The following is a 20,227-nucleotide window of genomic DNA, read 5'->3' as shown; positions in this document are numbered from 1 at the left end:
TCCTAGAAATCCTATACTTTCCTAGACATTAAAGAAAGAGTCATACCAAATAATTTTGATATGACTCTTCTCTAATAAATTTTATGCTAACTTTTTTGATATTTTTTTAATTATCATATATATTATAATTCCTACTATAGCTGATAAGCCAAAATCTACTCCAAAGCCTATTAAATAATCATTAATAGATATTTTTTCAACTAAATAGTATGAGCTAATAAATTGTTCTTTATAATTTCCTAGTATTAAATCGCTTAAAATTATACCAGATGAAATTGCTATATATACTATCACCAAATTTTTGCTCCATGCAGATCCAAAAAAACCCACATTAGTTTCTAAAGAATTTTTTCTTTGAATATAGTTTAATATAACCAAGGAAACTACTATGATCATTATAAGTATGCATGATGCTATAAATAAATTTCTCATTCTAATTTCATTAGCACATATATATCCATCAAAAAGTCCAGATGAATTAAATCTATTTAACTCTTCAATGGTACGTTCTCTAAAACTCACTCTATTTATCCACATACAATAATAATTATCAAATTTTCTAATAATTGAAAATACAAATGAAAATGGTATTATAATCATAAACATTATGCCAACCATATTATTAGAAAACATAGCTTCTATAGTAAGCATTATTATTATTCCTAGTATTCCAAATAATACAATTCTTATAATTTCAACCATAATTATAGTTGAATATCCATTAATTATTACAAAGCTATCCATATTCCTAATATAGAATGTAGCTGCTATATATAAATATATCAGAATAAAAAATACTAATGTAATCATATAACAAAACAATTCATTAAATTTTATTTGTTTCTTAGTATATGGACCACTTGATAAAAATATCTCAGTATTTCTTTTGTTATTTCCAAAAGTCAAAACATATATTACTAAAAATATTAATCCTAATACAAAATATTGCTCTAATCCTGCCGTTTTAAAACTATTAGAATCCAATTTCTCAACACCATACATTACACTTCTATACACACTACCAATTAAAGAATTAGCATATACCCCCCAAAATAGAATGCCTGCAATTATTGCAAATTTAGCAGAATTAAACCATTGATAAATTAAAGCCTTATTTAAATATCTTTTCATTGTTCTCCTCCTTATCTACTTTGTAAATAAAGATATCTTCTAAGCTTAAATCTATTTCTTCCATAAACAATGGATTAAACTTATTTAAAGCTTTTATAAATTCTTCATCATATTGTTCTGTTATAATTGTAAATACTCGTCCAACTTTAGATATCTTAAATACTCCTTTTAATTCTAAATCCTCTTCATATGTTGGCTTATCAAATGCTACTTGTATTTTCTTTATTTTATTTTTCATATTTTCAATAGAATTTTTATAAGAAACTTTTCCTTCATCCAATATAGCCACTTCATCACATATTCTTTCTAGTTCTCCAAGGTGATGAGAACTTATTATAATAGTAGCATTATTATTAGCAACTTCATCTATAAATATCTTTAAAAGCTTATTTTTCACTATTGGATCAAGTCCAGATGTTGGTTCATCTAAAATCAAATATTTTGCTTTAATTGAAAATGCTAATGCCAAAGATAATCTCATTTTCATTCCCTTTGAAAATTGAAACACAAATTTATTTAATGGCAGTTTAAATATTTCATTTAATTCATTAAATCTATCAATATCAAAATTTTTATATGCATAATTATAGTATCTCAAAACTTCCTTAACTTTAAAATTATAAAAGAAGGTATTTTCATCTGCTACAAATCCAATATTTTCTTTAACCTTTGGATTATTATACACATTTTCATCATTGTATTTAACTTCTCCTTCACTTGTCTTATAAATTCCACTTAAACATCTAAGCAAAGTAGATTTACCTACTCCATTAGGACCAATTATCCCAAATATTTTTCCTTCATTTATATTTAAATTAATATCTTTTAAAATTTCTTTATCATCTATCTTAAAAGATAAATTACTTACCTGAATCACGATCTTTTCCTCCTAATTCATCAAATATTACTTGTACTATATTTAAAAATTTCTCTTTGTCTATTGAAACATAACTTGCCTCTAAAATTAAATTCTTTAATTCTTCTCTAATTTTCTCTAATTTTTTTGAGTCAGTAGTTGATTTTATATTATTAGTTATAAATGTTCCCTTTCCCCTCAATGTTTCTATAATACCCTCTCTCTCTAATTCCCTGTAAGCTTTACTTATAGTATTAGGATTTATAGTTAATATCGATGATAATTCTCTAACTGATGGTAATTTTTCACCTTCATTTAAAGCGCCCTTTAAAATTAATTCCTTAATTCTAAGTTCAACTTGTTCATATATAGGAGTACTGCTCCTTGGATCAACCTTTATCATTATGATTCTCCTTAATTATTTCTCCATTATCATCTATATCCCAAATACTTATATAATCTATTACTTTCCCTTCACCTTCATCTACTAATATCATATCTATCATCTGTTTATTTAAGGAATTTGCCCTTGGGTACTGTGTATCCGCTTTAATCCTAACAACATTAATATTATCTTGTATTTTATAATTAGATAATCTTGATGCAGCATCAATATACTCCTTCTTTATTGAGTTAATCTCTTCTTCATCTAATTCTTGTTTTTCTATGTTACGAATAGTTTCATAATCTATTGCTGATCCTGCAATTCTTTTTCTTAATGAAAGACACTCACTAAATTGCTTGCTAGCCACCCAGTCACTTTTTTCATTAAATACTATAGTTTTATTGTTTTCTAATTGATTTAATATTTCATCTGTGGTATTAAAATGTACTTGCTTTCTGTATATCTTATCACTAGATCCTATGCAAAGTAGTGCTGTCATAACTACAAATCCACCTAAAGCTACTACTATTTTAGATTTTCTCATATACTTACCTCCTTGTATTAAGTGTATTACTTTATATAGTACACTTTTATTATAATAAACTATAACTTATAAAGATATTAGTTATTTCTTAAAAAACTCTTAATATTATGTTCATATCTATTAAGAGTTTTTTTAATTAATAGGTTTTAACTTAATGCGTAATTATGTCATAAAATATTATTAAATTATCAACATTATTTAATAACTACTCATACATATCTTTTTTAACAATTAACTGTATTCCATCTTTATTTTTTATATATTTAAATTCTTTATTTGCACTATGTACAAATTCTTCTATCCACTTACTTCTTAAATGGTAAAAATAATTAACATCTCCATGCTCTTTATTCCAGATAGTCTCATGAACACAAATTTTTATTTTCCATTCAATATTATTTTCATTTGATGAAATAATTTCATTTACTTTATCACTAGGTATTCCATCTAGTATATACTTATATATACCCTTAAATATCTGTGGAGCTGTTTTTAAATCTACATGTTTTTCTAATAGTTCTTCAGCAGCTTTTTTTCCTTGATTTTTATAAAGAATTTCAAGTTTATCTTTTGCGTTACTATTATTATTTATAATTCTTGTAATCCATGCAGCAGTTCTTTCTTCTGCTGAAGTAATCTTTTCTTGTAACCATCTACTGACATCATTTATATCAACCATTTCTTCTAAAGGAAGATTAGGAAGTTTTGGTCCATATTCTTCATTTATTTCTTTAATTAAAAGTTCAATATTTAAGCCCTCATTTTCAGCTAAATTAATTATATCTTCTTCTAAACTTTCAAACCATAAAATTTTATTAAATAACACATAATGTGCTTCTTCAATGTACAAACTCATAAAATTCCTCCTAAGATATATAACTTAATATAAAGTATACTATCTTTTATTAATTCATTATAAATAAATAAAAAAGACTTTATAAATCTTTTCATTCTTTTAACAAATACTATACTTTTATTATTCACTTTTATTAATAGAATTATAATGCAAATTAGCTATTTAAATTACACTTATTTAAGAATTAAAATTTTCTTTATAGAACTACTAAATTTATAAGTTTTAATTAATTAAAAATGTATTATGTAAATACAAATAAATGTAAATAGTTAAGTTTAGAATACATTTTTCATAATATATGTTTGAGTCAAGTAAGCTCTTACTTGAAAGAACTTACTTAATATGATATAATTCATAGGTCTAGTATATTGAATTATATACCCCACTTTTTACTGTTTCTTGGTACCAAAACAGTATTAAGTGGGGTTTTTTATTTAAGAAAGGACTGAAAACAATGGAAACAATAACTAAAAATAAAATGGGAATAAAACCTGTATTTCCGCTATTGATGTCAATGTCTTTTCCACCTATGATTTCAATGTTTGTACAAGCTCTCTATAATATTGTTGATAGTATGTTTGTTGCTAGAATAAGCGAAGATGCATTAACTGCTGTTTCTCTTGCTTTTCCACTCCAAAATTTTATTATAGCAGTTGCTGTTGGTACAGGTGTGGGTATAAATTCTTATATATCTCGTAAATTAGGGGAAGAAAGTTTTGATGATGCAAATAATGCAGTAACTCATGGATTAATTCTTGCATTCATAAGTTGGATAGGATTTATTCTTTTAAGTATTCTTGCAATAAAACCTTTTTTTAATTTATTTACAAATTCAGAAAATATATTTAACTTAGGCTGCAGTTATTCATATATAGTTATTATTTTTTCTTTTGGTTCATTAATACATATCGCAATAGAAAAAGTATTACAATCTACTGGAGAAATGCTTTATCCAATGATGCTACAAATATTTGGTGCTGCTATGAATATAATACTTGATCCAATTATGATATTTGGATTATTTGGATTTCCTGCATTAGGAATTAAAGGAGCTGCTATAGCTACTGTAATTTCACAAATTAGTGCTATGTCCTTAGCTGTTATCATTTTGGTATTAAAAAAACATCACGTTAAAGTCAAGACTAACAATTTTAAATTTAGTTTCCCTCTTGTTAAGGAAATATATACAGTAGGATTTCCTTCAATATTAATGTTATCATTAGATTCTATTTTAGTTATGGGATTAAATGCTATACTAGTTAACTTTTCTAATTTGGCAGTATCATTATTCGGTATTTATTTTAAATTACAAACCTTTGTATTTATGCCGATAAAAGGGTTAACTCAAGGTGCAATGCCTATAATGGGATATAATTATGGAGCTAATAACAGACAACGTTTAATTATTACTTTAAAATCAAGCTTAATTGTGTCTATAATTATTATGATGCTTGGTAATATACTATTTGCTGTATTTCCTGATAAATTACTTATGTTATTTAATGCATCTGAGGAAATGCTTTCTCTTGGAACTGTTGCATTACGTGTAATAAGCATTAGTTATATTGCAGCATCATTTAATTTTATATTTCCTACATTATTTCAATCTATTGGAAATGGACTTTATAGCTCAGTTATATCATTAATGCGTCAACTTATAATTATATTGCCTATTTCATATATATTATCAAAATCAATGGGACTTATGGGAGTATGGATTTCATTCCCTATTGCAGAGATAATATCTGCTATAATTTCAGTTTTATTATTTGTTCGTATATATAAAAGGGAACCCATATTTAAAAAATCAAACTAGTACATTTATAAAATAAAAAGGTATATATAGTAATTTTTATTTATTATACACACCTTTTTATTGCTTAATATTCTATTTTTATTTTATACCATTAGCATTTCTTGTATTTTGTTTAAAATATCATATATTTCTGGATATTTAAAGGCTTTACCAGTGTTTATCATTTCTTTAAATTTATTAATAGATACCCATTTAATCTCGCTAACCTCTTCTTTTTGTAAAACTGCTCTTGATATATCATAATCTTGTTTTACTGCAAACACATCCCATATAGTATTTCCATGTGTTAAATTAGAAATTAGTATTAAATCTTCATTTGACATCTTTAAATCAATTTCTTCTTTTGCTTCCCTAATACATCCACTCTTTGTATCTTCTCCACTTTTTATGTATCCAGTTGTCATTCCCCAAATATTCGGTAATACTTTTCTACAAGATGCTCTTTTTTGAATTAATATTTCATTTTTACTATTTACTACCCATAATTCAATTGCAAAATTAAATTCATCCTTTTGCAAAGTTTCACCTCTTCTTTTTACTACTCCAATTTTTTTACCATTCTTATTATATATATCTAATAGCTCGTCCATCATAAGTCCTCCATTTGTTATATTAATGTTTTATTTAATACATTATAAATTTCTAATAATCATATACATATAATTTTATCCATTCTTAATATAAATTATATCATTTAACTATTATAAAAAAAGAAGTTCCAAATAATTAAATTTGAAACCCACCTTAATATTAAGTTATTATTTTATACATCAATTAAGTCATATTAGAAAAAATTCCAAGTACATCTAATATTCCGTATCCCCACTGAGGATTAGGATATGAATCTCCAGGTCTTTTTTTAGTTCCTCTTGTTAAATAAGTTTTTATTGTTTGAGAATACATATAAGGATCATTTCCTTCAACAATTCCCCATTGAAATAATATAGCACAAGTTCCAGCAACAACAGCAGCGGAAACACTAGTTCCATTTACTGTTGTAATTGAATTATTAGGAGCTACAGTTACCGCATTTACTCCACCTGCCGCAATATCAACCCTATCAATATAATCATCTAAAAATGACATTCCTGAATAATTTACTATATTATTATTGTTTTGATTATATGCAGCTACTGTGATTATAGCTGTTGATCCACCTGGATTAGTAAATGTACCAAAAGGGTCCGATGGGCTTAATGAAGTGTCCCCTATTGATAATCCATATTGAGGTATCCATATGTTATAGGTTCCATCTAATACTAAATTAGCTATTAATTTTATTTGCCATATTCCGGGTTGTAAATTATAAAATTGTATACGAATCAACTCGTCTCCTGTATTTTCTTCTGGAATATAAAATTCAATTTTTATTGATGTCTTTTCAAAAACAAAATTGTACTCTTCAGTAAGGTTAATTATAGCAGGTACTATTCCAGTATTTTCTCCTGAAGGTGATACTATATCTACTGTCATTATATTAGGTGGGTCAATCCAAATTTCTGCCCACAAATATTTTTGATCTGGCGATACATTTAATTCTATGGTTCTTGTTTCACCTTCTTTAGCAATCACACCTGAAGCATGCCCCGCCCTAGATCTTTCATTTCCTGCACCTGTTACTACAACTATGCCTCTACTATTAGAAATTGATTCTATATATTCCTGTAAAATACCATTTCCTCTATGATTTCCAGAGTTACTTCCAAGTGGAAGATATATAACCATGGGTTCAGTTTTTCTTAAAGCATATTCATATAAGAATTCTAAAGCAGAAAATATTGCAGTAATATTAAAAATAGGAACTTGTGCATTAAATTGAGCTTTATTTGAATAGTCTTCTATTAATTTTACAACTACAAATTTGCAATCAGGTGCAACTCCTTTAAGTTCAGGATTTTTACCTGTGGCACCAATTATTCCACTCATACTAGTTCCATGTCCAACTTCATCAATGCTAGGTACAATGTCATATGGTGATTTCCCTTGCCTATAAGCATTTATCGCTTCATTTATCTTATCTTTTATATATAAGGCTCCATATGGTATAAATTCAATTTCATCATCTTTATCTGATGTTATTGTTTGATCCCATATACATTCTATTCTAGTATCACCTTGTAAAGTCATAAACTCACTGCTTAAATAATCAATTCCAGTATCAATAATTCCAACAACTACTTCTTTGCCAGTTAATTGAAGAGGTAAATCTATCTGTAAACTCCTTACTTGTGAAGCTTCTATAGGTGTAATTTCTTGAAGTGTATAAGTTTCTGTCCCTTTAACATATACAATATTAGAAAATAAAGGATCATTTACATTAATTTTCTTTTCTTTTGGAGTCGAAATTATAGCATATTTATCATTAACTGTTGCTATGTAATATCCTTCCTTTTGCAATGCTTCATCATTGATTTTACCTTGATATTGTACAATGTAGTGATTATAATCTGTATTGTTAAAAAGATTTCTAGGCATATTAGATTCATATCTTAGCATTTCGTATCATCTCCTTTGGAATCCTTATGAATAGTTTATCAACTTGGTATTTAATAAAGTTGTCATTTCTAAAATTCATATTCTCCCTAGTTTTTATATATTTTCTACTTATAACATTAAATGTCCCCAATATATCAAAACTTCCATATCCAATTTCTCTATTTGGATATATATATTCTGGTTTTCTATAAGCACCATATATTAAATAACTCCTGATTTTAGTGGAATACATAGTAGTATCATTTTCATCAACTATTCCCCATTGCAATAAAAGTGCACATCCTCCTGCAATTACAGCTGTTGCAGCTGAACTACCCGATACAACAGTAGTTTCTCCTAGAGCTTTTGTTGTTAAAATATTTATTCCTACTGTAGCAATATCTGGATTAATTAAATTATTAGTATTGAATCCTTTTCCTGACGTTGCAACTAATGACTCATTAACTAATCCATGGTATGCAACTGTAACCACTTTTCTAGCAGTTGCTGGAATTGTTAATGTACTAAATGGATCGGGTTCTAAAAACTTTGTATTTTCTGGTAATGTTGCTTCAGGCTGAAGCCATGCATTATATACACCATCACTTATATAGTCTCCTCTTAAAATAAATTTCCATATACCAGGATTTATATTATTAAAAATCAATTCAATAACTTCATGCCCTGAAAAATGTTCAGGCATATAGTAGTTAAGCTTTAATTTAGCTTTTGAAAAAACAAAATTAATTTCTTCTCTTTTATTTCTTTTGGCTTGAATAAAACTGCTCTCTTCTCCTGTAGGTGAAATTACATTTAGTGACATTTTATTAGGTCTTTTTACCCATATATTAAAAGAAAAATTTTTCATTTGCCTAGGTATATTTAATTCCATACTATCTGTTTCACCTACATTTTTAATAAGGCCTGATGCATGCCCTCCTGCTGCCCCTTCATTTCCAACTCCTGCAACTAACGCTATCCCTCTTATGCTAGCTATAGAAGTTAAATATCTTGAAATTAAATTATTACCATCATGACTTCCTTCGGTTGTACCAACCCCTAAATATATAACCATTGGCTTATTTATTTTTATTGAAAAATTCTTTAAATATTCTATGCCTGCTAATATTTCAGCCGAATTATATACCGGTGTATATTTAACATTATTTTCTTTTAAGCTTTTTTGATAATTTAAAGATTCAAGGAGTTTTACAACTACAAATTCACTATCATTTGCAACTCCCTGAAAGTTACCATTATACCCCCTAGCTCCAATTATCCCAGCCATTTCTGTTCCATGACCTATATCATCTTTTGATGGAACAATAGCATATGGATCCTCTTTATTTTTATAGGCATTTATTGCTTTATTTATTTCTTCATTAGAATAAATGTTACCAAGATACACAGATTCAGCTTTAACATTTTCTATACTTTGATCCCATATTTCAACTATTCTCGATGTTTCATCTTCCCTAATAAATTCATTATTTAAATAATCAATTCCTGTATCTACAATGCCTATTAATACACCTTTTCCTGTTAAATTTAAATATGGATTTTTCTTTATTGTTAATATTTGATCAATTGAGCTTGGTGAAATATCTTGCAATACAGACATACTTCTAAAATCAATAAATTTAATTGAAGGGACATCAATTAATATTTGATCTAAATATTCATATGGTGTTGATATAACACCTATAGTATTAGTTAATGCATCCCCACAAGCATATGGTACTTTATCTATTTGGCCTTTAAAATCACCCCTATATTCTACTAAAAAATTAGGCGAATCTCCTGAATAATATCCGGAACATATTCTTGAATTCATTTTTACCAATCTCCCACATTGTTTATAATTATTATTATGTGTAAATTATTATAAAAATTTCTTTTTAAGGATATTTTTATCTTTATATTCTTATAATGTAAAACTTTTGAAAAATTATCCGATAATTGAATTGTATGAATTATTTTATGAAAGGAGGATTATTTTCCATTATGAGTTTAAATATAAATTCAAATAATATAAATATAGTTAGATCTAATAGTTTTAAAAGAATAGGTGAAATTAATGATAACTATAACAAAGATTTGAAAAAAAATAATGATGATAAAAAAACATCAAATCTTAGTATACAAAAACAAGATAACAATAAAAATGACTTAATTAAAAACCTTCAAAAGCAAAAACAGTATTTAAAAGAAAGAAAACAATCTTTAATTGAAACACCTATGGATCCTAAAGAAAAGAAATATAAGCTTGAAGAAATAAATGAAAACCTTCAAGATATAGAAGCTCAAATTCAACAATTAAACATGAACGAAAAAGAAAAAGAAGTTCAAAAAGAGCAAGAAGAGATGTTAAAGAAAAAAGCTAAAGAAGAAGAGCTAAAAGCTAATGAAGATGAAGTGAGAGATGATATAATAATCTCTGCAAGTTTAAATGAACTTATAAAGTTCAGTCATTCTAATGATAATATTCATATGCTTAAAGATAGTAAAAATAGGCAGTTAGTTGAAAAGGGATATATTAAACATGTTACCGACTTAAATGGATATACCAATCCAAATAATTACAACGACAAACGTCTAGCTCAAATCACTAAAAGCATATCATCTTTAGAGCATAGTGTATCTAAAGAAATCAATAAAATTAATAATGCTGCTAAAAGGATACAATATAAAACTCAAATAGCTACTAAAAAACTTAACTCTAATGATGATAAAATCAACAAAGAAAAACAAGTTGTGAGTGATGATAAAGAACAAGAAAATATCAAAGACAACTTAAAACAAAATTTAGATAAAAATCTAAAAACTAAGCAAAATAAATAACTTCTAAAAACATTTAAAATTCTAACTAAAAAATAGTAGATAGCTTTATGTAAAATAAGTTATCTACTATTTTAAATTGTATAAACTATAAATCAAAATCTATTTTATCATAATTTTTATATACTCTACTTATTTCATTCCTAACTTCAGTTAAAGCAAACCCTAAAAGATTTTCACCTTTCCACGCTGTAGGATCTTCAACATTGGGATTATCTTTACTCATGCCAATTCCCCATATGTTATCATAAGGACTTGCCTCTACTAAAATTCTATCTTTTGTGTTTAATAAGAATTTCCTTAGCTCTTCATTTTGAGTAAATTTAGTATAATTTCCATTTAAAATTATTGAATATTTATACTTATTCCAAGTATCTTCATCAAAATTTTTGATTTTTCTTCCTAATGCTTTAATCTCTTTAGGGTGCTTACTATTCATTATTTTTTCTTCTATTTCCTTATCATTAAAAAGCTTTGCTTTATATGACATCATATATTGCTCCATACAAAAATATTTAATATGTCCTATATTAAAATCACTTTCATACCATTGACTAAAACATGATGTTGAAATCTCACCATTCTTAGAAGGTTGATGTCCCCAAAAGAAAGTATATTTAATTTTATTTCTTTTACTAAAATCTTCTATTAATTGCTTCCTTGAATATTCTGGATTTCCGTTCTTGGTCCAAAATTTAATATTTTTAAACGAAGTAGAAATTTCCCACATTTTAGGCTTTTCAAACAACTCATTGTATTTATTTTTCTTTTCTTCACTTAGCTTCGAAAACCATCTATAAAATTTTTCACTATATGATTCACCATTCCCCATTCTCCAACCAATACTTCCATTTGGTATATTAGGATACTTAATCCACAATGGAGCCATTAACTTATTCATATCATAATTACTCACAATTTTCACTCTTCTTTCTTTAATATATACTTAAAATTTCCCATGTAATCTTTCTCTTATTTCTTTTAATGAATACTCTTTAATTAAATTTCCGTCTTTAAATACAACTTGTAGTAAATTATCTTTGTAGCTTTCCTGTTCTTGTATTGTTAATTCATCTTTATAAAGAATATCATCATTTTTTTTATAAACATAACACATACCTTTTTGTGACTTTTTAAAGTTTCCATTATCCGTTTTAGGATCTTTAAATATAAATTTTTCCTTACCATTTATAATTGCATGAGTTGCTTTTAATGCAAATCCAAATGTATCACGAGTGTTGTATTGATAAGTGTATGACCCTATTCCAAAAGTGCAATTATTTACTGCAAAACCTTTATTCATCAACTGCTTACATATTTCTTTGCATCGCTCTACTGTAATGCTATCTCCATAAATTGTTCCTATATGAGAATTTAAAACTTTATATCCTTTTTTATTTACTTGTCCACCAAATATCTCATATAAAAGTTCAACAGTTCCCTTATATTCTGGACTGTCTTTTGGAGCATCCTTATCTCCACAAATTATCTTAACAGGATCCCCACTATCACCTCTTATAACAATTTTTCCATCCCTATTTAAAATATCAGTTTTCAATATTGGAAGAATATTGGTTATTAGATTCCAATAATCATAAGTATCTGAAACTATACTTAAAATTCCACTTGGAAATACCTCATTAATTAATCTTTTATAAGCTTTAAGTTCATCACTACCATAACTACACATTACACTATGCTCTGTTGATGGAGTACCAATACCTATAATTTCATTTTCCATATTACAATTATAATAATCTTCTAAATAAAGAATTGAAGAAATAGTAGCTGTTCCAGTAAAAGAAAGTAAGTGTCCAGCACTACTAACTTGTGCACTTTCTATTGAACTAAAACCTCTCATACTAAAATCTCCACAAGCTTTAGTTACATCACCATTCACTACTGTTAAGTTAAAATATTCTTCTACAATTTCTCTATATCTATAAGCAATGGTTGCGCTTGTCATTGGTTGCCATATATTACAACTCATAAATGTCTCTAAATAATTTACAAGCCATGCAAACTCATCATGAGTATTAGTTATTTCAATCATTGGAGTCTTTATGTTAACTCTTATCCCCTCTGAAACAGCTTTAATTTGAATAGGCAAATATCCTAAATCATGAAGCTTTTCAATATGAGTAGTATCTGCTGCCATTTCCCCCATTGTTTTTGAAATAACTCTCTTATATTCATTTACTATTTGCACCTTAGAAACACTAAAAAAATTTTCATTAAAATAGTCAATCATATATTTTTTCAAAAAAGATTGCAATCCAAACATAACAACCTTATCCATATTTTCTTTTCTAGACATTCTAGGCGTCCAATAGCTCACAAGTTTTGTCAATCCTTCTGCATAACACATATGGTGTATTGTTTTATAAAAATCAGTTAATAGTAACGGACTCATAATTTCACACTTCCTCATTTTAATTACACCTCATATTTTCTTAAATTCTTAAATTCTTAAATTCTTAAATTCTTAAATTCTTAAATTCTTAAATTCTTAAATTCTTAGGAATTATATTCTTTTATATTAATTTAGTTACATCTATTTTTTCATGCTCTCTATTTAAAATACTATTTGTTGTATAAACCTTTTTAATTAAATCCGTTTTTAAAATATCTCCCTTAAATATAGTATCTTCACAATGAGTTACAACTAAATATATTTCTGTAGCTCCCATTTCTCTAAGTTTACCTGCTGTAAGTGTAAATGTTCCTCCTTTTGAACATAAATCATCTACAATAATTGCTTTAAACTTGTTATTATCTAAAGTTCCATTTATATCAAGCTTTTTAATATATCCACTTTTAAAATCTCTTTCCTTATTTGCAGTTAATACTCTGCCAAATTCAATTTGCTTACTATACCTTTTAGCTGCTCCTGCATCTGGATAAACTAAATAAATAGGCTCATCTTCATTTTCTTTAACTTCATTTAAAACTTTTTCTGTTAATTCTTTAGACATATTAATTACTCTTACCCTATCAAGTAATGCAACACTTACGTCTGAATGTGGTTCATAAATATATACATTCTCAAAATCTAATGAATTTATCAATTTACAAACATGTTTTAATGTAAACACTGTCATACCTTCAGTTCTGTCCATTCTGCTATATGGCATATATCCCATAACTAAATTACATCTTAAATTGAATTCGTCTAAATGACCTTTAATAAATATTAATTTAGTTATATCTTCATCACTTTCAAATTTTAATTTTATCTCATTAACTTTTTCATTTATAATTAAGTTTTCACTACTAATTAATGATTCTCCATTGGGGAATTTTCTCATCTCAACCTTTTTTCCATTTAAATATAGCATTTCCAAATCCACCTCTCTATGTGAATATTTATATTATAATTTAAAATTTATGTTCAAAATTTTCATTAAACTTAAATACCTTAGCTGGTCTAAAAGGCTTACCTTCTATTTTTTCATCAGTTTCTATAATCATGTCATCCATTTTTCTTCTAAAATTTAAGATTTCTCTTCCCATGATTGCTTCGTATACAAATTGTAGTTCTTTCACTGTAAATAATCTTGGTAATAAATTTAATGCAATTGGTGTATATTCTATTTTATTTCTTATTCTATCAATAGCATAATCTAATATTTTGTAATGATCAAAAGCTAATTCTTCATTTGAAGTATTCATTAGCTTATAAGTTAAAACTTTTCTTCTTAATATACCTTTTTCTATTTTTTCAGTGATTTCATAAGAAATTTTTGTTTTTTCACAATCTTCAGCTTTAAGTTCTAAAATATATTTATTTATTATATATTTTTCATCTTTAGTAGATTCGATTAAATCTTTTTTTATCCAAAACCATTTTGTTTCCATAGTATCTTTTGTTTTATTAAAATTAATATTTTCTTTTGCTATTAAGGCTATATTTCCAACACTTATAACCCTAGTTCTTGGATCTCTCTCTACTTCTCCAAAAGTATATAATTGTTCTATATAAACATTATCTATTCCAGTTTCTTCTCTCAGTCTTCTTATAGCCCCTTCTTCTAAGCTTTCATCCATTTTTACAAAACCTCCTGGAATTGCCCATTTCCCTTTAGACGGATGATCATCTCTTTTTACTAAAAGCACTTCCATACCCTTTCTTGGAACTTTGCGTGAATTTTCTTCTAACACATCATCAGTGGTAAATATTATTACATCGTTTGTGACACTAGGTCTTTCAAACTCATTAACATCATAGTTTTTCAAAAATATTTTCTCATCTATATCTAGTTTTTCTTTATTCATACTTTTTCACCTCTAAACTATTTAACTTAATTTTTTAAGAGATTATTTTCTTTGATAATATCTTTTAGATATTATCAATTTGACTTTATGTATTTATAATACATTATATGGTTTTGTTTGTAAAGAGTTCCTTTGATTTTTCGATAAATATATATACAGAAAAATATAAAAAACAAAAATACATTATTATAGAAACAATTCAAATACGAAGGGGAAATACATTAAATGAAAAAAAGAAATCAAATTATTTCAAGCTTAATAGCAATAGCAATTACTACAAGCATTACTAATACATGTGCTTATGCTAAGGATGAAAAAACTAATGATGCAATTAATACAGAAAATTATAATAGTGAATTAGAGAAAGATACTTTAGACTTGAACCAAAGTAAAGTCACTACTGGTGCAGCAGCTTTTATTACTCCAGTGGAAAATACTAAAGTAGATGAAATAGTTGAAGAAAATGAAGAGGAAGTTATAACAATTGAAAATAGTGAACGAACTTTAGATGAATATTTAAAATCTAAAGTACCTAAAAATAGTAGACGTGTAAAAAGATATTCTAATTTTAGTCTTTTTGAAAGCAATAAGGAAGAAATTAAAGAACGAATTAAAAGTGGAATTGAAAATTATGAGACTGATATTTATATAAAAGATCTTGTTAATATAGATGATATAAAAAATAATCAAAATAAAATTCTCGACTTATACTTTGATGTGATGTATGAAAATCCACAAATTTTCTATTCTAGTCCAACTTCTGTAAATTTCGGTAAGTGTACAATTAAATCTTCTGGAGAATTAAATTCCTGTGATATACAAGTGACTTATGAATATAGTAATGATGTTATAGATAAAATGAGAGAAAAACTAAATAGCAAAATAGCTGCTATTAAACAAAAATATTTAGATAACTGCTCAACAAACTTAGAAATAGAATACGCTGCTCACGACTATATTACACAAAACTGCACTTATGATAAAGATAATTATGATAAAGATACAATTCCAAATATTTCACATACATCATATGGTGCACTTGTTAATCAAGTAGCTGTTTGTGATGGATATTCAAAAGCTAATATGCTTTTATTAAATGAATATGGTATTGAAGCTGGAATAGTCACAAATGCTGATCATGCATGGAACTATGTAAATATAGATGGAAATTACTATCAAACAGATTTAACATGGGATGACCCTACTCCAGAAACTAATAAAATTATGTATAAAAATTTTAATTGTTCAGATAGTGTAATGAGTAAGATACATACATGGACATCTACAATACCTGGAAATTGTATTGATACAACCTTTGACAATTTATTTAGAATAGTAAGTGGAAATAGCGTTAGTGAAAAAAACGCGGTAAGAATTAAAGATAAATTATACTATTTAGATGGGGCTGACTTATGGAAATGCAATTTAAATGGTAGTAATAAAATTTTATTTAGTAGAAATATAACCCCAAGTGCTAATATGGTAAATTTAACTGCTCACAATAAAGATATATATTATTTATCTGAACTTGAAATTAAAAAAATTAATATAGATGATAAACAAATAGAAACTTTTAAAAATTTAAGGTCTGAGTTTAACTTTACAAGCGGATCATATTCTGTACAATTTTACATAAAAGATAATAAACTAAATATTAAATTTGGACAAAGCAAAAATGATACTAATCTTAAATATTCAACCAAAGAATACGAATTAAGTAGTACTGAAGATGTTGATACAGATAATTCAGAAGAAAAAGTTCAAGATGTTATAAAACTTAATAAGTTTAATTTACAAACACTATATAATGATAACAAAGATAAATTGAATGGAAATTATACAGATGGAACTTGGGCTGTATTCTTAAATTCATTAGATGAAGCTAAAAATATATTAGATAGAGATAATATAACTCAAGTTGATGTAGATAATGCAGTAGCTCGTTTACAAACAGCAATAGATAATTTAAAAGAGAAACATCAAGAGATTATAAAACTTAATAAATTTAATCTGCAAAAACTATATAATGCTAATAAAGATAAGCTTAAAGGTAATTATACAAATAATACTTGGGATACATTCTCAGATTCATTAAATGAAGCTAAAAATATATTAGATAGAGATGATATAACTCAAATTGATGTAGATAATGCATTACTTTATTTGCAAACAGCAATAGATAATTTACAAGAAAAAGTTCCAGATATAATAAAACCTAATAAAATAAACCATGATTCTTCATCAACTGGCGGTTCAAGTGGTAGTTCAAGAGGTAACGGTTCTAGTGAAAAAAATAGTTCAGGTTCAAGATCATCTGAAAGCAAAATAGCTATAACAAATGAAAATAAGAATATTAATACCAATAAAATTAATATTAGTGATTCATCAAATTTAAATATAGTAAGTACAGTAAAAAATGTAGCTAAAATATTGACTGAAATTAATACTGTTGATAAAGAAATCTCTTTAGACGAAATTTATGAAATTAATAGTGGTGATTTAAAAGGAACTATAGCTAACTTAAAATCAGATAACAAGGAATATATCTATATTTCTTGTACAAATAATGCAGAAAATGCTAACATTAATTCAATTAAAATAGATGCTAGTAAATTAAACAGTAAAGAAAAGTATATTTATAATTTAGATAATGTAACAAACAAATTAATATTTATAAATACTATTCAAGATGATTCAGTTGAAATACAAGCTAACAATCAAACTCAATACATATTATCAAATATGGAAATTCAATCTTTGAAAAATAATAATTGGAATAAAATAAATGATAATTTGCTATATGTTGAAAATGGACAAGTCGCAACAGGCTGGATTAAAACATTAGATAGTAAATGGTATCATATGGATAATCAAGGTATAATGCAAAAAGGTTGGGTACAAGATAATAATAAATGGTATCACCTATCAAATAGTGGATATATGAATACTGGCTGGTTTAAAGATACTGATGGAGATTGGTATTATTTAAATACAGATGGTTCAATGAAAACAGGCTGGTTTAAAGATGTTAGCGGTAATTGGTACTACCTAAAATCAAATGGTTCAATGGCAGTAGATACTAAAGTAAATGGATATTATGTAAATAAAAGTGGTTTATGGGAATAAACAAAAAAGAAAAATGGATTTGCATTACACAAATCCATTTTTCTTTTGATCTAATATATTTTTTTATATACTTCTTTCTTCTAACGCTAGTACACTAATATAATTATAAATTTAAAGTTTGTTTTAATTTATCAGTATTTTGTTCTATTTCAAGAAAAATTTCTACTAATTTGTTTTGATCTATTTTAAATATTTCTACCTTTTCCTCATTTGGTTCTTCAATAGGTTTATTTAAAGGCATTCTTCCATATGAAAAATCAAGAGTAATGTACTCATTAGTATTTGCTATATTTTTATTAAAATTAATTTTATCAAAATCAAATTTTAAATACTTATTTTCTTTATTAAAATCATATTTACCATTATAAGCAAAAGTCATCTCTTCCCCATTAGCACCAAACTTAAATTCTCCATTTAATTTTTTACTCTCAGTATCATATTTAGTATTTAAATCAATACCTAGTGTTTCTCCATGACTAGTAATTTTACCTGAAAATACATTTTGAGTGCTAGATTCTTCATTTATTGTTTTTAAATTCATATCTGCATTAGCTTGTACACCATTATTATCAAAAAGCATAGATATATCAATGTCATCACCAATATTATCTTTTCCTTTATATTCAATTGATGAATTGATTTTTAAAGTATCATCTTTCATATTTATACCTGTATCAAAATCAGTCTTAACAGCTCTACCTTTTTTATCAACATAAACTTTCATAGAGATATCATTTACTGAAAAATCATTTTTTAAATAAGATATAAACTTTTCTAAACTCTTAAATGAATCAAGCATTTCATCTGAATTTTTCACAGTAGATATACTATTAAAGTTTTTAAAATATCTATTTAATATATTTCTTGCCTCTGTATCATTTTCAAAATAATCATAAATACTTAATAAAAACTTATCTATTTCATTTTTAGAAATGGACACATCATATCCCTTACATTTTTGATTTACTCCATTAATCATAATCTCTTTAGACTTATCTAACTTTTTAACTATAATACTATCAGCTATTTGTGATAAATCATTTTCATGAGATTTTAAATAGCCTTTAACTAAAACCTCTTTAAGTTCATTATATGTTGGTATTTCATCATCTTCAAACATTTTTAATGTTATTTCATCATTAGGCATTCTTCCTTGTTGTCCAAAAATAGAATTATTATATTGATTTTGAATATTTTCACAATCAAACATAAACCATTTACTATATATTGATGGTAATTTAACCATAAGTTTTTGATTATCTGTATAAACATTAAAGCTTCCTGTGTCTTGACCTTGATATTTTGCTGATAAACTTATTAAAGCTTTTTTATTATCATTATCTATAGCGGACGTTAATTTAAATCCTGTACCATAAGCCTCTTGTAATTCCTCTATATTGCTTGATACCATATTCATTTCCATTTCTTGATTTAATCCCTTATCATATACATTTAAGAAATCTTTTTCTCCTGTTACTTGTTCAGAAAATGTTTTTCTAGAATTTAATTCATCATTAGTAGCTTTAAGTGCTTTTACCACCTTCACTTTAGGATTATTGACTATAGAAAAACTTGCTATTGCAATAATTAGTACCACAGTTGCTATGATGCATGTTATTGCTATTAATGGTTTTTTATTTTTTTTATTAAGCTTTTTTTGTTGTTGATTTTCACTATGTGAATTTTCATTGCTTGGTTCATTGGGTGAATTTGAATAATTTTCACCATTCTCATTACTTTGAAGTCCACTTTCAATAGTCTTCTCATTTTCATTAATTGTAATTTGTCCCTCTGTTTTAGTTACTTTTTTATCAGCTACTTTGCTGATATTTTCTTCATTAGACTTATGGTTTCCCATATTTGTTTCATCATTCATTATTATTTTTACCCCTTGTATAAATTTATTTAATAAGCCATTGTTTCAA

At 26.1% G+C, this 20,227-nt stretch carries 16 protein-coding genes; 3 read left to right on the top strand and 13 right to left on the bottom strand.

The window, feature by feature from the left end:
• Window positions 1–81 precede the first annotated feature (81 nt).
• The 5 genes from NG918_RS06125 to NG918_RS06105 all read right to left on the bottom strand — a co-directional run bounded on the left by NG918_RS06125 (window position 82) and on the right by NG918_RS06105 (window position 3,772).
• Complete coding sequence (locus NG918_RS06125; RefSeq protein ID WP_252225331.1) at window positions 82–1,131, bottom strand: hypothetical protein; 1,050 nt, start codon at window positions 1,129–1,131, stop codon at window positions 82–84.
• The gene (locus tag NG918_RS06120) at window positions 1,112–2,008 is read right to left on the bottom strand and encodes an ABC transporter ATP-binding protein (RefSeq protein ID WP_252225329.1); all 897 of its coding nucleotides are present in this window, start codon (window positions 2,006–2,008) and stop codon (window positions 1,112–1,114) included. Before NG918_RS06120 ends, NG918_RS06125 begins: the two co-directional genes overlap by 20 nt.
• Window positions 1,992–2,390, bottom strand: coding sequence for a GntR family transcriptional regulator (locus NG918_RS06115; RefSeq protein ID WP_252212391.1), 399 nt, complete (start codon window positions 2,388–2,390; stop codon window positions 1,992–1,994). Before NG918_RS06115 ends, NG918_RS06120 begins: the two co-directional genes overlap by 17 nt.
• Window positions 2,377–2,916, bottom strand: a complete 540-nt coding sequence (locus NG918_RS06110) for a hypothetical protein (RefSeq protein WP_252225326.1) — start codon at window positions 2,914–2,916, stop codon at window positions 2,377–2,379. Before NG918_RS06110 ends, NG918_RS06115 begins: the two co-directional genes overlap by 14 nt.
• Window positions 2,917–3,121: 205 nt before the next feature.
• Window positions 3,122–3,772, bottom strand: coding sequence for a hypothetical protein (locus NG918_RS06105; protein WP_252212393.1), 651 nt, complete (start codon window positions 3,770–3,772; stop codon window positions 3,122–3,124).
• A gap of 454 nt (window positions 3,773–4,226) precedes the next feature.
• Between NG918_RS06105 and NG918_RS06100 the strand changes: the two genes are divergently transcribed.
• Window positions 4,227–5,588 (top strand): MATE family efflux transporter, encoded by a 1,362-nt coding sequence (locus NG918_RS06100; protein ID WP_252212394.1) that lies wholly within the window; start codon window positions 4,227–4,229, stop codon window positions 5,586–5,588.
• A gap of 83 nt (window positions 5,589–5,671) precedes the next feature.
• Here the strand turns inward: NG918_RS06100 and NG918_RS06095 are convergent, their stop codons facing one another.
• The 3 genes from NG918_RS06095 to NG918_RS06085 all read right to left on the bottom strand — a co-directional run bounded on the left by NG918_RS06095 (window position 5,672) and on the right by NG918_RS06085 (window position 9,897).
• The gene (locus NG918_RS06095) at window positions 5,672–6,178 is read right to left on the bottom strand and encodes an NUDIX hydrolase (RefSeq protein ID WP_252212395.1); all 507 of its coding nucleotides are present in this window, start codon (window positions 6,176–6,178) and stop codon (window positions 5,672–5,674) included.
• Window positions 6,179–6,362: 184 nt separating this feature from the next.
• Window positions 6,363–8,084: a S8 family peptidase gene (locus tag NG918_RS06090; protein ID WP_252212396.1), complete on the bottom strand. Its 1,722-nt coding sequence runs from the start codon at window positions 8,082–8,084 to the stop codon at window positions 6,363–6,365.
• The gene (locus NG918_RS06085) at window positions 8,071–9,897 is read right to left on the bottom strand and encodes a S8 family peptidase (RefSeq protein ID WP_252225323.1); all 1,827 of its coding nucleotides are present in this window, start codon (window positions 9,895–9,897) and stop codon (window positions 8,071–8,073) included. The genes NG918_RS06090 and NG918_RS06085 overlap by 14 nt, the downstream gene beginning before the upstream one ends.
• A gap of 170 nt (window positions 9,898–10,067) precedes the next feature.
• On the opposite strand from NG918_RS06085, the gene NG918_RS06080 reads away from it, so the two are divergent.
• Window positions 10,068–10,904 carry a FlxA-like family protein gene (locus NG918_RS06080; RefSeq protein ID WP_252225321.1) on the top strand — a complete coding sequence of 279 codons (837 nt, stop codon included), beginning with the start codon at window positions 10,068–10,070 and terminating at the stop codon, window positions 10,902–10,904.
• Between the two features lie 85 nt (window positions 10,905–10,989).
• Here the strand turns inward: NG918_RS06080 and ybiA are convergent, their stop codons facing one another.
• The 4 genes from ybiA to NG918_RS06060 form a co-directional block, all read right to left on the bottom strand.
• Window positions 10,990–11,817 (bottom strand): riboflavin biosynthesis intermediates N-glycosidase, encoded by an 828-nt coding sequence (gene ybiA, locus NG918_RS06075; RefSeq protein WP_252225319.1) that lies wholly within the window; start codon window positions 11,815–11,817, stop codon window positions 10,990–10,992.
• A gap of 30 nt (window positions 11,818–11,847) precedes the next feature.
• Window positions 11,848–13,317: a nicotinate phosphoribosyltransferase gene (locus NG918_RS06070; protein ID WP_252225388.1), complete on the bottom strand. Its 1,470-nt coding sequence runs from the start codon at window positions 13,315–13,317 to the stop codon at window positions 11,848–11,850.
• Window positions 13,318–13,435: 118 nt separating this feature from the next.
• Window positions 13,436–14,239, bottom strand: coding sequence for a phosphoribosyltransferase family protein (locus tag NG918_RS06065; RefSeq protein ID WP_252212400.1), 804 nt, complete (start codon window positions 14,237–14,239; stop codon window positions 13,436–13,438).
• Window positions 14,240–14,279: 40 nt separating this feature from the next.
• Window positions 14,280–15,176, bottom strand: a complete 897-nt coding sequence (locus NG918_RS06060) for an NUDIX hydrolase (RefSeq protein WP_252225316.1) — start codon at window positions 15,174–15,176, stop codon at window positions 14,280–14,282.
• 225 nt (window positions 15,177–15,401) lie between these two features.
• On the opposite strand from NG918_RS06060, the gene NG918_RS06055 reads away from it, so the two are divergent.
• Entirely contained in the window at window positions 15,402–18,302 is a 2,901-nt protein-coding gene (locus tag NG918_RS06055) for a transglutaminase domain-containing protein (RefSeq protein WP_252225314.1), read from the top strand.
• A 103-nt stretch (window positions 18,303–18,405) separates the two neighbouring features.
• Here the strand turns inward: NG918_RS06055 and NG918_RS06050 are convergent, their stop codons facing one another.
• Entirely contained in the window at window positions 18,406–20,178 is a 1,773-nt protein-coding gene (locus NG918_RS06050; protein ID WP_252225312.1) for a hypothetical protein, read from the bottom strand.
• Between the last annotated feature and the right edge of the window lie 49 nt (window positions 20,179–20,227).

It is taken from the genome of Clostridium sp. ZBS2 (assembly GCF_023845855.1).
GTDB lineage: Bacteria > Bacillota > Clostridia > Clostridiales > Clostridiaceae > Clostridium > Clostridium aquiflavi.
Note: the sequence above shows the minus strand (reverse complement) of the source record. Positions and strands in the feature narration are given on the sequence as shown.